This is a genomic window from Streptomyces sp. NPDC018947, from assembly GCF_044390505.1.
Taxonomy (GTDB): domain Bacteria; phylum Actinomycetota; class Actinomycetes; order Streptomycetales; family Streptomycetaceae; genus Streptomyces.
On sequence record NZ_JBIRZD010000004.1, the window covers coordinates 287,292 to 301,398 of the forward strand.

General features: G+C 77.4%; 12 protein-coding genes. 5 read left to right on the forward strand and 7 right to left on the reverse strand.

Annotated elements, in window-relative coordinates; genetic code table 11:
- Positions 1-315 precede the first annotated feature (315 nt).
- Entirely contained in the window at positions 316-1,110 is a 795-nt protein-coding gene (locus ACH499_RS11590; protein WP_356205676.1) for a hypothetical protein, read from the forward strand.
- 55 nt (positions 1,111-1,165) lie between these two features.
- Here the strand turns inward: ACH499_RS11590 and ACH499_RS11595 are convergent, their stop codons facing one another.
- Positions 1,166-1,918 (reverse strand): GAF and ANTAR domain-containing protein, encoded by a 753-nt coding sequence (locus ACH499_RS11595; protein WP_399015074.1) that lies wholly within the window; start codon positions 1,916-1,918, stop codon positions 1,166-1,168.
- Positions 1,919-2,008: 90 nt separating this feature from the next.
- Complete coding sequence (locus ACH499_RS11600; protein WP_365603087.1) at positions 2,009-3,358, reverse strand: helix-turn-helix transcriptional regulator; 1,350 nt, start codon at positions 3,356-3,358, stop codon at positions 2,009-2,011.
- Between the two features lie 114 nt (positions 3,359-3,472).
- Here ACH499_RS11600 and ACH499_RS11605 point away from each other — a divergent pair, with 114 nt between their 5' ends.
- Positions 3,473-3,691 carry a hypothetical protein gene (locus ACH499_RS11605; RefSeq protein ID WP_399015076.1) on the forward strand — a complete coding sequence of 73 codons (219 nt, stop codon included), beginning with the start codon at positions 3,473-3,475 and terminating at the stop codon, positions 3,689-3,691.
- A 10-nt stretch (positions 3,692-3,701) separates the two neighbouring features.
- Here ACH499_RS11605 and ACH499_RS11610 read toward each other — a convergent pair whose 3' ends face one another.
- From ACH499_RS11610 to ACH499_RS11630, 5 genes are all read right to left on the reverse strand, one after another.
- A complete protein-coding gene (locus ACH499_RS11610; RefSeq protein WP_399015079.1) occupies positions 3,702-5,135 on the reverse strand; it encodes an extracellular solute-binding protein in 1,434 nt (477 codons plus the stop codon).
- A complete protein-coding gene (locus ACH499_RS11615) occupies positions 5,135-8,515 on the reverse strand; it encodes a substrate-binding domain-containing protein (protein WP_399015081.1) in 3,381 nt (1,126 codons plus the stop codon). The genes ACH499_RS11610 and ACH499_RS11615 overlap by 1 nt, the downstream gene beginning before the upstream one ends.
- A 7-nt stretch (positions 8,516-8,522) precedes the next feature.
- On the reverse strand, positions 8,523-8,885 hold the full coding sequence (locus ACH499_RS11620) for a hypothetical protein (RefSeq protein WP_356205683.1): 363 nt from the start codon (positions 8,883-8,885) through the stop codon (positions 8,523-8,525).
- A 107-nt stretch (positions 8,886-8,992) separates the two neighbouring features.
- Positions 8,993-10,060, reverse strand: a complete 1,068-nt coding sequence (locus tag ACH499_RS11625) for a hypothetical protein (RefSeq protein ID WP_356205684.1) — start codon at positions 10,058-10,060, stop codon at positions 8,993-8,995.
- Between the two features lie 64 nt (positions 10,061-10,124).
- Positions 10,125-11,363, reverse strand: a complete 1,239-nt coding sequence (locus ACH499_RS11630) for a PP2C family protein-serine/threonine phosphatase (protein ID WP_399015084.1) — start codon at positions 11,361-11,363, stop codon at positions 10,125-10,127.
- Between the two features lie 68 nt (positions 11,364-11,431).
- On the opposite strand from ACH499_RS11630, the gene ACH499_RS11635 reads away from it, so the two are divergent.
- From ACH499_RS11635 to ACH499_RS11645, 3 genes are all read left to right on the forward strand, one after another.
- Positions 11,432-11,878, forward strand: a complete 447-nt coding sequence (locus ACH499_RS11635; RefSeq protein WP_356205686.1) for a hypothetical protein — start codon at positions 11,432-11,434, stop codon at positions 11,876-11,878.
- 192 nt (positions 11,879-12,070) lie between these two features.
- A complete protein-coding gene (locus tag ACH499_RS11640) occupies positions 12,071-12,985 on the forward strand; it encodes a hypothetical protein (protein WP_399015086.1) in 915 nt (304 codons plus the stop codon).
- A gap of 109 nt (positions 12,986-13,094) precedes the next feature.
- On the forward strand, positions 13,095-14,090 hold the full coding sequence (locus tag ACH499_RS11645) for an endonuclease/exonuclease/phosphatase family protein (RefSeq protein WP_399015088.1): 996 nt from the start codon (positions 13,095-13,097) through the stop codon (positions 14,088-14,090).
- Positions 14,091-14,107: the final 17 nt, after the last annotated feature.

Consider the following 14,107-nt stretch of genomic DNA (forward strand, 5'->3'; position numbering starts at 1 on the left):
CGGCAGCCCGGGCCGGGGCGGGCCGCCGGGGCGGCTGCCCGCGAGGGGCCTCGCGAGCTGTTCGCAGCGCGGGCGTGACCGCGTGCGGGACGGGCCCGGATGTCCTGGCCGATCGTGGTGCCCGGACGGCTCCGCGCGCCGGGGACGGGCACGAGCTGCTCGCCGTCCGGGCGCGGCCGCCCGTGGCGGTGGGCGGTCGGCGGCCTCGGGCATCCCCCCGTGTCACCGAGGCCGGCGGGCGGCGGGGCGGGCGGCGGTCACCCGGACGGGTCCTCTCGGTGGTGGGGGGACGGGGGCGGTGGTGGCGTGGGCGGTGTGATCGATCGTGAACGGTGCCGGCCGTACCGGGCCCCCGGCCTCGCTTCCGTCTTCGCCGTCGCCCTCGCCCTGGCCGTGTCCGCCTGCTCCGCCGGAGGCCGCGGCACCGGCCGGGCCGACGCCACCGCGCCCGCGACCACGCGGTCCCCGGCCGCCCTGCCCTCGGCCGCCGCCCCGCCCGCGCTCACCCCGGCCCAGGCACAGGCGGCGCTGATCACCGGGGCGGACCTGGGGGAGGCGTGGGGGCCGTCGCTGGGGGCGGCGACCTGGCGGGACGAGCTGCTCAAGGCGACCGCCGAGCACCCCGACTGCCGACGGCTCCTGGACGTCCTCTACACCGAGGACCTCTTCGGCGCCGCTCCCGCCCCGCGCGCGACCGCCGCCCTGGACGACCACGCCGGCGGTGCGCAGCTCCACTACCGGATCACCTCGTACCGCGCGGCCGAGCTCGACCGGGCGCTGGCGTGGCTGGGCACGCTGCCGGACACGTGCGGACACTTCACCGGCGAGGCCGGCCGCGGCGGGGTGCGGGACGTCCGGGTCACCGGCGTGACGCTTCCCGAGGCGGGCGACGCGCGGCAGGGCGTGCGGGTGACGGTGACGGGCACGACCGCGGACGCCGGTCCCGTCGTCCTCACCGTGGACCTCGCCGCCGTACGCACCGGCGACGACGCGATCACCCTGACCAACGGCACCCTGGGCGAGGCGGCCGAGGACGTCACCCTGACCGCCGTCGAGGTCGGCACGGCCCGGCTGACGGAGATCAGGCGGCAGGGGCGCGCCCAGGTGTGACCCGGCGCGGACCGTGCCGCCGCGGCCCCCACGGCACCGCCGGGACGGAGGGCCCCTACCTGTCGCGGTCGAAACGCTCCCGGCGGGCGAGGAGGTCGCGGGCCACCGCGTGGGCGGTGCGTCCGCGGGCGAAGGCGGACGCGCGCAGGCGGGCCAGGGCCTCGTCGGCGCCGACACCGAGTTGGGCCATGATCATGCCGACGCCCTGGTGGACCTCGTCGTGGCCGTCGGCCGGCCCGTCCGGCCAGGAGTCCGGGCCGCCCCGCTCGTCGTACTCCCGGCCGCGCGGCAGCGCCATCAGGGACACGGTCATGGCGCCGGCCACGAGCCGCGCCGTGTCCAGCTCGGGTTCCGTGAGGCCGCCGGGGGTGTCGCGGTAGAGGTCGAGGGTGCCCACGCACACCGTGCCGCTGCCGAGCGGCAGCGCGTGGACGGCGTACACGCCGACGGCCGTGGCCTGCTGGGCGAAGACGGGCCAGCGGTCGGCGTCCGCGCCGGGCCGCAGATCGGGGGCGAGCACCGGCGCCCCCGTCGCGGCGGCCCGGACACAGGGTCCGTCGCCCAGGGTGGCCTGGATCTCCGCCAGGTAGGAGGCCCGGCCCCCGCTGGCGCACAGCCGGACGGGGAGCCCGTCACCGCCGCGCAGCGACGCGCTCGCCCCGGTCACCGGCAGCAGTCGTACCGCGATCACGCACAGGCGCTCGGGCACCTCCCCGGGCGGCACGCCCCGCACCCCCTCGGCGATCGCCTCGGCGGCCCGCCGGCCGTCCGGACGCCGCCCGAAGTCGTCGCCGGGCCGCACGCCCACCGCCTCCTTCGCTCGGGGCCGAAGGGCGACTACCCGTGCCCCACCGACGGAAACCGGCTCGCCGCGGGCGTCGGGACACGGCCCGAGCCGCTACAGCGGAGGCTGCGCCGGCGCCGGCCCCAGCGTGGTCGTACCGGGCGTCGTACGGTGCCCGAGACCGGTGCGGTAGGCGTCGAGGGCCGCCTCCACCCGCCCGGTACGGCGCAGCAGATCGCCCAGCAGCCGGCACAGGTCGGCCAGGTCACCGGCCGCGCCCGCCCGCTCCAGCAGGCTCAGCGCGCGCACGTAGTGCTCCTCGGCGGCCTCGGTCTCCCGGGCGTCCTCGGCGATGATGCCGAGCAGCCGGTGCGCGCCCGCCGCGTGCACGGCCCCCCGCTCGGACGACAGGTCGTCCAGCACCCCGCGCAGCAGCTCGGCGGCCTCCCCGGACTTGCCGCGCCGGTGCAGCACGTCGGCCAGCTCGACGGCGACCTGGCTGCCGTAGAGGGCGGCGCGGGTGGCGGACAGCATGTCGAGGGCCTTGCGCATCTCCGCCTCGGCGCGCGGCAGTTCGCCGTTCTGCGCGCAGACGTAGCCGCGCATCCAGTGGCAGTTGGCCAGCTCGGTACGGAGCTGGAGCGTGCGGTACAGCTCGGCGGCCTTGGCCAGCGAGGCGTCGGCCTCGGCGAGGCGGCCCTCCGCGAGCATGGTGCGGGCGACGGAGCGGTGCATCCGGGCCACCAGCGCCGGGTCCCCGGCCCGCGGGGCGAGGGAGAGGGCGAGTTCGGCGGCCTGGGCCGCGCGCGCGTGCGCCCCCATGTCCATGTACGGGCCGATGACGCCGGCGTACAGCAGCAGCAACGCGTCGGGGTCGTGCAGCCCGGCGCGGTTCAGCTCGTCGAGCGTGGACTCGAAGAGGTAGACGGCGTAGCGCAGCTCACCGGCGAGGTAGTGGGCCACGGCCCGGCCGCGCACGGCCGGGACCCGGGCCGGCAGCGGGGCGCCGGCCCGGGTGAGGCACTCCTCGGCCCGCTCGAAGTACCGCCGTCCGGTGACCAGTTCGCCGGTCTCCAGCGCGCACTCGCCGAGCCCGAGCAGCGCGGCGGCCCGTTCCTCGGGCAGCTCGTACGCCTCCGCGAGGTCCAGCAGTTCGCCGTAGTGCTCGGCCGCCTGCTCGGCGCATCCGGTGGCGAGGGCGCGTCGCGCCTCGGTCAGCCCGAGCCGCAGATCGGTGGCGAGGCGGGCCGGGCGGCCGGTGGCCAGCTCCTCGTAGCCGACGCCGAGCCGCTCGGCGATGTGCCGCAGCGCCTCCTCGGAGGGGCGTACGCGGCCGGCCTCCAGGGTGGAGATGTAGGCGGGCGTGTACGCCGGCTCCGCGAGCTGGCGCTGGGTCATCCCGCGCTCGGTCCGCAGCCGCTGCACACGGCGCCCGACGGCTGCCCGGTCGTCACGGTCCCCCACTGCCAACTCCCCCTGCGCCCCTTGCCGTTCGGCTCCCCCGGCCCTAGGTTAAACCGCGGATTAAGCGCGCTTAACAGCATCAGTCGATTTCCCCACGATCCCGCAGAGGACGCCGTGCTCGAACGCCCCCGCACCGCCGAACGGTACGCCCGAGGCGCCGCCGCCGCCGTCACGGCCGTGGCCGCGCTGGTGCTGGCCGCCAACGCGGGCCCGGCCAGGTCGGCCGAGCACCCGCCGGCGGGCGTGAGCGTCCGGGCGGAACCGGTGGACGGCTCCTTTGCCCCGGACGCCCCGGGCGGGGGCGCGCCCGTGTCACGGCCCGCCGCCGAGTGACGCCGTCCGCTCAGTGCGGCAGCGCCTCGCGCAGCGCCTCGTCCAGGCGCCGCGCCAGTTCCGCGTCGCCCGGCGGGTCGTCGGCGAAGAGGGCGCCGAGCTGGGCGGTGAAGGTCTGCGTGAACGCGCCGTAGAGCGGGGTGCGGGGCCGGTGGACCGCCCGCTGGAGGGCGGGCAGCAGCGTGTCGCGGGCGTAGGCCGGGCGGCCCGCGGCGTCGCGGGGCACGGTGTCGGCGCCCTCGCCGGTCGGGGAAGCGGTGGGCGCCGCGGTCACCGGGCACGTCACGGCGTCGTCCACGTACGCCGAGGTGCGCGTCGCCGCGAAACCGGCGTCCAGCAGGCAGCGTTCGCTCTCCTTGCCGGTGAGGTACCTGATCAGCTCGGCCGCCGTGCGCGACCGCTGGGACGCCGAGGTCACGGCGAGGTTCTGGCCGCCGAGCACCGCCCGGCCCGGCAGGGCGGTCACCCCGAGCCGGTCACCGCGGAAGGACGAGTACAGCCCCGGATAGGCGTACGGCCACTGGCGCAGGAACGTGGTGCGCCCGGCGGCGAAGTCCCCCAGGGAGGCCGTCTCGTCGGAGTGGACGGCGTCCGGGAGGATGTACGGCGCCTCCGTGCGGCGGCGCAGCTCGGCGATGCCCTGCGTCAGCTCCTCCACGGTGGCGTCGTAGCGGCCGTCCTCGTCGGTGAGCGTGACGCCGGGGGCCGCCGACGCGAACGCCTCCATCGCGTTGACCGTACGGCCCTCGTAGGCGGCGAGCTGTGTCGTCCAGCCCTTCTCGTAGCCGGCGGGCTTGTGGTCGTTGAGGGTCTCGATCAGCCTCCTGAGCCGCTTCCAGTCCACGCCCGCGCCGAGGTCCGTGTGCTGGACCCCGGCCTGGCGCAGGTGGTCGCGCCGGTAGTAGAGCAGGCCGACGTCGCTGTTGAAGGGCACGGCGTACACCTCGCCGTCCCAGCGGGCCGTGCTCGCCACGGGGGCGATGACGTCCTCGTCGAGCAGCGACGTGGGCAGCGGGCCGATCAGCCGGGCGGCGGCGAACTCCGGGACCCAGGTGACGTCGAGGTTGACCACGTCGTAGGCGGCGCTGCCGGACTGGAGGGCGCCGAGGAGCTGGCTGCGCTGCTCGTCGGCGCTGCCGGGCAGCTCGACCAGCCGGGCGCGGTAGCCGGTGCCGGCCTTCTCCTGCCGGGCGTTCCAGGCGTCGATGAGCCGCTGGCGTACGCCGTTCTTGCCGGTGACGTCCCGGCCGCTGGCGATGACGATGTCGCCGGGCACGTCGGCGGACCGGGTCGCCGCCCCACCGCCGCCGGCGTCGCCGTCACCGCCGGTGCAGGCCGTCGGCAGGAGCAGGGACAGCGCGGACGCGAGGGCCCACCGGGCGGCGCACCGGCTCCGGGGCCGTCGCCGCGGCCGGGGCCGTGGGTGTCGTTGTCGTCGCGGCATCAGTCCTCCCCCGTTCCGGTGCGGGCGACCTCGTCGTGCAGGGCGGCGCCGAGGTCGTCGTCGGCGTCCAGGCACCGGCCGCCGCTCGCCTCCGAGATCCGGGCGTCCGGCTTCCCCGCGTCGCAGCCGCCGCCCTTGAGCGAGACCATGGCGACCGGCACCCGCGCCGCGCGCGCGAGGGCGAGCACGTCGTCGAGGGCGTCGCCGGTGAGGCGGGACGCGTCCTCGTCGTCGGTGATGTAGACGACCAGCCCGGGGCGCTCGTCCACGCCGCCGCGCCGCACCATGTGGTCGAGGGCAGCGCGCAGCGCCCGGTACGGGTCGGCCTCGGCGTCCCGCACCCCGGCCGCCCGGTCGATGGTCCGCTCGGCGTCCCGGCGGGCGTGCGGGCCGAGGGGCAGCAGTGTGTCGTAGGGGTCGCCGCCGGTGCCGTACACCGCCCAGACGCCGTACTCGTCGCGTGCGCCGAGCCCGCCGAGCGACTGCTTGAGCAGGCCGGGGCCGCCGCTGGGGCCCTCCCACTGGCCGGTCATCGAGCCGGAGCTGTCGAGCAGGAACAGCACGCGGCCGGGCCCGCCCGCGCTCCGGTAGCCCTCCAGCGCCGCCTCCATCGCGTCCCGTCCCGCCGACTCGGTCAGCGGCGAGGGGGCGCGCAGCACCGACCCGGCGACGTCCTCCGTGTCCAGCAGGGCGCGGCTGCCGGAGGCCGCGCGGAACCCGTCCCGCGCGAACACCTCGCGTCCGCGCTCCCCGGTGAGCCAGGTGCGGAAGGCGCCGGCCGCCTCGTCGCGGGCGCTCTCGTCGCGGTCGGCGCCCTGCCAGCGGACGCGGACGAAGACGGGCTCCAGGCCCGGTACGTCGCCGGGGTACTGGGCGATGCGCGGGGTGCGGCGGGCGCTGTCGCAGCCGACGCCGCTCTTCATCAGGAACTCGGGGACGAGGGCCGCGGCGCGGTCGTCCACGGCGTCGTCGTCGGGCAGCGCGCACAGCAGGCCGGCGGCGGTCGGTGAGGGCGGGCCGGGCTGGGCGACGCGGTTCTCGGCGCGCGCCGCGTCCTGGGCGGAGGGGCCGCCGCCCGTGTCGTCGCCGGTGCCTCCGGCGCCGTACAGGGCGATCGTCGCGAGCAGACCGGTGTCGGTGAACTCCGGGTCGGGGCGGCGCACCTCGGCGTCGGGGCGGCGGACGAGGAGGTCGTCGATCATCCGGTTCAGCGGGGGCCCGGAGCGCTCGTCGCGGGCCTCGGCGGCGATGTTCTGCGGGACGGCCAGCACGATCGGGGAGTACGCGAACGCCTCGTCGTCCGCCTCCAGGAGGGCCACGGCGTCGGTGTCCTGGCCCTCGGCGACCCGGGCCACGTCGGCGCGGGACCCGGGTATCCAGACGTCCGGCTGCGGTCCGACGTCGCGCTGCGGGTTGGTGTCCTCGTCGTGGGGCTCCTGCCAGGCGCCGGACCGCTTGCGCAGGGCGGTGACCACGTCGGCGGCGCCCGCACTGTAGACGGTGATGCCGCCGCGCCGGCACCCGTCGCCGACGGTGTTCCCGTCCGACGTCAGGAACGCGTCGGCGGCCGCGCGGACGGTGGACTCCAGGTCGGGGTCGGTCAGCACGCGCAGCTCCAGCGGCGGGGCGCAGGACGCCGACGGGCCCCCGGGTGCGGCGACGAGACGGTACGAGCCGATGCCGGCGGCGGTGAGGAGCAGCAGTGCGAGCAGCCAGGTCACCGTCCGCCTCGACAGGCCGGCCGGCGACCACCGCGCCCGCGGCACGCTCCGCGCCGGCCCGAAAAGCAGCGCCCGGACCCGTGCCCGCCCCCGGCCACCCGTCGTGGCGCCACCACCCGGACCACCCGTCGTGGCGCCACCGCCCCGGCCCCCGCCCTCCGGAGCCGACCCCCCTGACGAGCCGCCGCCGGCCCCCGCCCCACCGTCCCGCCCGGAGCCACCGTCCCGCCCGGATCCGTCATCGTGCCCAGAGCCGCCGCCAACCCCCGCCCCACCGTCCCGCCCCGTGCCGCCGCCGTGCCCCGAGCCACCGTCCCGCCCCGAGCCACCCACTCGACCCGCACCGTCGCCACGCTCCGAACCACCGACCCGCCCTGAGCCGCCGTCGTACCCGGAGCCACCGTCCCGCCCCGAGCCGCCCACTCGACCCGCACCGTCGCCACGCTCCGAACCACCGACCCGCCCTGAGCCGCCGTCGTACCCGGAGCCACCGGCACGACCCGGACCACCGGCGTCGGGCCCGTCGCCCCGGCTCCCGGCCTCCGGACCCGGTCCCCCCGCCGAGCCGGCGTCACCGCCTCCGCCGTGTCCGGAGCCACCGCCTCGGCCCGGATCCACCGACGCGGGGCCGCTGCCCCGGCCCCCACCCCCCGAAGCCGGTCCCGCCGCCGAGCCGCCACCACGCCCCGACCCACCGTCCGGTCCGCAGTCGTCCCCGTGTCCGGCCCCAGAGCCGTGCTCGCCCTCCCGGTCCGCTCCCGATCCGCGGCCCGCTCCCCCGTCGTCCCGGCCGGGTCCCGACGGGCCACCGGGGTCCGGCTCCCGGCCCGCCCCCGGTCCACGGCCGGATCCGGCCCCCGCGCCCGGCCCCGTGCCCCGGCCGGACTCCGTGTCCCGCCCCGAACGGTGCCCACCTCTTCGGGCGCCCGCGAGCAGGACGTCCTCCTCCGGTTCGGTGCGGCTCTGGGGTACCCACGGGTCGCCGCGTACCGTCCGGTGGCCGTCGCCGGTCATCCGGGCACGCACCGCGTCCGCGAGGCCGCGGAACCACACCTCCTCGTCGCCGTTCTCCAGCAGCGCGACGAGTTCCTCGGTGAACGGCGTCGGCGTGTGCGGATCGCCCGCGTCGATGCGGTGGTTGGCCTGCACGCTCATCAGCAGCAGCACGCGCCGCTTGTCGCGGAAGGTCTCCCAGATCCAGGCCGCGTTGCCCGCGAAGCAGCAGTCGAGGACGACCACGATCCGCCGGGCCGGGCTGGCGGCGAGCACCGTCAGCACGGTGGTGAACATCTCCGCGCCGGGGAAGACCGCGTGCCCGCCCGCGACCACGCTCGCGTTGCGCATCTGGAGGAACAGTTCGTCGCCCGCGCTCGGTATCGCCCCGTGCCCGGCGAAGTACAGCAGCAGTACGCCCTCGGCCTCGTCGGCGGCGGTGCGCAGTGCCCGGCCGAAGTCGACCTGGTCCGGCGAACGGCGCACCGTGATCTCGCGTTCGCGGAACACCCCTCCGCGCCGCAGCGCCTCCCGCAGCCGGCTCACGTTGTGCCGCACCGCGAGGAGATCGCCGGGCACGCCGTGCGGCGGCTCCGTGAGGTCGTACTCGGACACCCCGACCAGCAGCGCCCGGTTCGCCTGCCCCCGCGGGTCGTAACCGGTCACCGGCCGCCTACCTGTCGTCGAGGTCCACCGGCTCGACACGCCCCTCGGGCGGCTCGCCGTCCTCCACCTCGCTGCGATTGGCCCGCCAGGCCTCCACGGCCCCCTTGACCTGGTTGAGCACCTCCTGGAACATCACGGCCGTCACGCTCCCGGCCAGTGCCACCACGATCTCCATGCCGATGCCCATGGGAGCGCCGGTCTCGTCGGTCCGGCGCCGTTCGTCGATGCGCAGCCGGCCGGCCCGGACCAGCGCGTCGAGCGGCTGTTCCCGCTCCAGCCACTTGTGCAGGGCGCCGATGTCGCTCTCGCTCGCGGTGCCGTCCAGCCGGATGCGGACACCCCGGGCCACCACTCCGTCCCCGTCAGCCATAACTCAGCATCATGGCACCGCTGTTGGGCGCAGGGGAGGGTTATGGCACCGCCGTCGCGGGGCGTACGCGGGCGCACGGACCGCGGCCGGGGGCGCACGGGCGGGCGTCAGCCCTGGGTCTGCAACCGGCTCAGCTCCCGCTGCACATGGTCCAGCGCGCCCTCCCGCCGGCCCGGCACCCGGCCGCGCAGCACGGCGAGCGCGGCGCCCAGTTCGCGGGCCCGCGCGGCGTCGCGGATCCGTCCCCACTGGTGGTGCGCCCGGTCCACGGCCGCCTCCACGGCGGGCGTCCCCGGTTCCTGCCCGGCGCGCAGCCGCGCCTCGGCGACCGCCAGCCACGCCCGGCAGCTCCGCGCCGGGTCCCCGGCGAACATCGCCAGGTCGGCCCGGACCTCCGCCCAGTGCAACGTCTCCTCGGACAGCGGCCCCTGCCCGAGGGCCGCCGCCCGCTCGTGGCGCGCGGCGAGCGCGTCGGCGTCCGCGTGCCGGCCCGACCGCACGGCGGCGGCGATGACGGCGTGCGGGTCGCCCGCCGCCGGTCCCCGCGCCGCCAGCACCAGGTCCGCGCCGGGCCGGCCGCCGTCGGCCGCGCAGCGGGCCAGCGCCTGCTCGTGCAACTGGTCCGGCGGCGGCCGGTGCCCGCTGCGCAGGATCGTCGCGACGGCCCGCATGTACGCCGGCGCGGCCACGGTCCGCCGCGCGGGCGGCGGCGCGACGCGACCGTAGACGGTGTTGTTGCGCCCCGAGTCGAGCGGGTGCGTGCGCAGCCACTGCCAGGTCTCCTGGTCGGCGTGCAGGTCCAGCAGCAGCGTCGTCGCGCCGCCCGGCCGCAGCCGCAGTTCCTCGCGGATCCAGTGCCAGGGCAGGGCGGTGTAGCGGACGGTGGCGGGGGTCGTACGGGCCAGCGCCAGGTGGGGCAGGCGCTCGCGCCGGTCCAGCTGGAGCTGCCCGGTGACGTACACGGTCAGCGGGCCGGGGGCCGCCGCGGCGGCGCGCAGGCGGGTGAGGACGGCCTGCGGCTCCAGCGGGTCGGCGAGTTCGACGACGTTCGCGGTGTCGGTGCCGGCCAGTACGGCGGGCGGCACGGCCGCGAGCACGGGGAGCACGGAAGCCGCGTCCACCAGGCAGCCCCGGCCCACGGGCGACGCCGCGAGCAGCAGCACGGTTCCGGGCATGTCCCCTCCCCCTGTCGATCACGTACGGCAGCACGTTAACCGCTGCGGCCGCGCGGCGGGGCACTCAGCCGCCCGGCCTGCGCACCGCGAACACCGTCGTGTCGTCGGCCAGCCGCCCCCGGCAGTGCCGCAGTGTGCCGTCCCGGACGAGGGCCACCAGCCGGCGCGGCTCGGCGTTGCGGGGATCGGCGGCGACGGCGCGGGCCACGTCGTCGGCGGGCCGGTAGAAGCGTCCGGCGGCGTCGCGTGCCTCGGTCACCCCGTCGGTGACCAGCAGCAGCGTCTCGTCCCGCGCGAGGGCCAGCCGGTGCACCGCCACCGAGGGGCCGGGGAGCAGGTCGCCCATGCCCAGGGGCAGCCCGCCGACGGCCGGCAGGCGCCGCACGCCGCGCGGGCCGACCGCGAGCGGGGGCTCGTGGCCGAAGACGACGACGTCCACGGCGTCCGGCAGGTCCGGGGAGAAACCGGTCAGCACGGCGGTGGCGAAGCGGTCGCCGTCGGACCGGCCGAGCGCGGCGGTGTGCGCCCGGTGGCGGAGCATACGGGTCTCCAGGCGCGCGGCGACGGCCGCGAGGTCCGGCTCGTGGTAGGCGGCCTCCCGGAAGGTGCCGAGCAGCGCGGCGGCCGTCTCGACCGCGCCCAGCCCCTTGCCCTGCACGTCGCCGAGGAGGACGCGGGTGCCGTGCGGGCCGGGCTGGACGTCGTAGAAGTCGCCGCCGACGCGGGCCTGGGTGTCGGCGGAGAGGTAGACGGCGGCGTGTTCGAGGCCGCCGAAGCCCGGGGGGAGCGGGCGCAGCACGGTGCGGCGGGTGGTCTCGGCGATGTCCCGCATGTGCACCATCCGCCGCTCGCCCCCGACCCGGACCGCGGCGGCGGCCACCGCGATGAGGCCGCCGAGGCAGACGAGGACCAGGCCCGACAGACTGGTCCGCGCGTGGTGCTGCCAGTAGTTGTCGGCGAGGACGTAGACGACGGCCGAGAGCACGGCGAGGACCGCGGTGCCCCGCACCCCGCAGATCGCGGCGGCGATGCCGGGCACGAGCACGGTCCAGGAGATGATCTGGAAGGTGGGGGTGCTGACGTCGACCGCGGCGATGCCGATCAGGAGCGCCAGCGGGAACACCCAGGCGACGCTGCGGCCGCGGAGGCTGAGCAGCTCGTGCCGGGACACCGCGTCGCCCCGGCCGGCGGCCCGGACCAGCACCCCGAGCGGCCGCCACCGGCCGCGCGGCAGCCCCCCGGAACGACGTTGCGCGCGACCCCTCACGGGCCTCAGCGAAACACGCGCCCCCGCGGCCCGCATCCTGACTTGCCAGCCGCCCCCGCCAGGTGTGCCCTGGTAGTCGGGGGCGAGGAGAGAGGAGTGCTGCCATGGCTCACGCGCTACCGAGGTCCGGCAGGTCCGCGGAGACCGGCCGCGACACGACGCTCGACGTCTTCGGCCCGCGGACCCACCTGGTGGCGAAGTGGGCGGTGCCCGTCCTGGCCGGTCTGGTCTACGGCTACTGGGCCGCGGCCAACCGCCGCCACGGCGGCCCCGTCACCGGCTGGAATCTGCTGTTCGGCTTCATGACCACGATCGCGTTCGTCGTGCTGTACGCCGTGGTGCGGGCGGTGGCGGAGCGGCTGCCGCGCGAGGGCCACGCGGTGCTGTGGGGCGCGTTCGCCGGCAGCGCGCTGGGCTTCCTGTACGCGCAGAGCGGGGTGGCCATGTTCACGGCCATCCTCGCGTCCCTTCTGCTGGCCGCGGCCGTGACCGCGATGATGTTCTACCGCTACTACACGTCCGAGGACGCCCAGGGCCACCGCATCACCTGACCCCGCCCCCCTCACGAACGGGCCCCGGCCACCCCGCCGGGGCCCGCCGCCCCGCGCGACCGCGGGCGCGCGCCTCCCAGGTGCCGGAACGGCCCGGGAGGTACCGCCGGCCCACCCCGTTCGGTGCCCCGGCCGGGCCCGAATGCAGTCACCCCGCTCGCCCGGAACACGCACCCGCCCTTGCCTGGAAGGGTGTCCGAACGTCTCCGGAGTGCCCTGTCGGCCGTACTCGTCGCCCTCGCCTGCCTGCTCGCGCCCTGCGCCACGCTGGCCGGGTGGGCCGCGTACGGCGTGGCCGACACCGGCCGGTACGTCGCCGCCATGGCACCGCTCGCCGGCGATCCCGACGTGCGGGACGCGGTCGCGGACTCGGTCGGCGCCGGGGTCATGAACAAGGTGGGCGCCGGTCCGATGCGCGCGACCGTGGCCCCCTACGTGCGGGACGCCGCCCACTCCTTCACCCGCACCGACGCCTACCGCGCCGGCTGGGACACCGCCAACCGCGTCATCCACGCGGCCGTGCTGCGCGCCCTGCGCGACGAAGGCACCGCCGGCCGTCCCGTCACCGTCGACCTGGCACCGGTCACCGACCGGGTCCGCGACCGGATCGCCCGGGACAACGAGCCGCTGGCGCGCCGGCTCCCCATGCCGCACGCCGAGGTCACCGTTCTCACGGCCCCCGAGGCGGACCGGCTCAGGAAGGGCTACCACGTGCTCGATGTCGCCGCGTTCTGGCTGCCGCTCGCCGCCGTCGTCTTCGCCGTCGCCGGGATCGCCCTGGCCGTCCGCCGCCGCCGGGCGCTCACCGCCACCGGCATCGGCACGGCCGTCGGCGGGGTGCTGCTCGCCCTCGCCGTCGTCGTCGGACGCCGCCTCACCCTCGCCGACCTGCCCGGCCCGGTGGACGGCCCCGCGGCCGGCGCCGTCTACGACGCCCTCACCGCGACCCTGCGCACCGCCGCCTGGCTCCTCGTCGTCCTCGGGCTGACGGTCGCCGCCGCCTCCTGGCTCACCCGCCGGTACGGCCTCCCGCCGCGCCGCCGCCGGCCCTCCGCGCCCACCACCCCGGACCCGGCACCGCCCCCTTCGCCCCGCGCCCGGTTGTGACGGCCCACGGTGGGCCCGCCGACCGCGGGGCCGATGGGCAACTTTCCGCTCCCGTGCGCCGTCCTTGAGGGAGGATTCGGGCATCGCACGGCGAGCGGAAGGCCACGACTTGGACACCGACACGGCGACCGGCGAGTGGACGGACACCCCCGGCCGGCCCGCCCGGCGGCGGTTCGGCGCCTGGTGCGCCGCGCTGCTGTTCGCCGGGGTCAGCGTGGTCGTCGGCTGCCGGACGGCCGACGTCGACGGCGTCACCCCGGTGCCCCAGCTCCTCGCGTTCCTGCCGTGGCTGCTGGTCCCGGCCGCCGCCGGACTGCTGCTGGCCGCCCTGGCCCGCTGGTGGACGGGCGCCGTGTGGGGAGTGGCACTGCTCGGCCTGCTGGCCTGGTTCATCGAGCCGTACGGCAAGACCGGCGAACCGGCCGGACCGCCCGTCGCCGAACTGCGCGTGCTGACGTCGAACGTCGAGTTCGGCCAGGCCACGGACGCCCTGATCGCCGCGGTGCGCCGCGAGAAGCCCGACCTGGTGTTCGTCCAGGAGTGCGAGTCCACGTGCGACGCGGCCCTGCGGCGGGACCTCGGTGCCGACTACCCCCACCGGCGGGCGGTCGAGGGCGGCGGCTCCGAGGGCTCGGTCGTCCTCAGCCGCTTCCCGCTCACCCCCGGTCCCGGCGTCCGCGGCACCATGGGGATGCCCGGCGCCGTCGCCGACGTGCGCGGGCACGCCGTACGCCTCCAGCTCGCCCACCCCATGCCGCCGCTGCCGGACCAGCTGGGCCTGTGGCGCACGGAGCTGGGCCGGCTGCGCGACGCCGCCGCCGAGGACAGCCGGACCCCTACCGTCCTCGCCGGCGACTTCAACGCCTCCCAGGACCACGCCGCCTTCCGGCGCATCCTCGACACCGGGCTGTCCGACGCGGCCCGCCTGGCCGGCCAGGACCGCACCCCCACCTGGCCGGCCCGGACCACCCCCGTGTTCGGCGCGCAGATCGACCACGTACTGGTGTCACGGCACTTCGCCGCCCACCGCGCCCGCTTCCTCGACCTGCCCGACACCGACCACCGCGCGCTGGTCGTCGACCTCACGCTGCACGCGGGCGGCTGACCGGCGGCGGGCCCGGC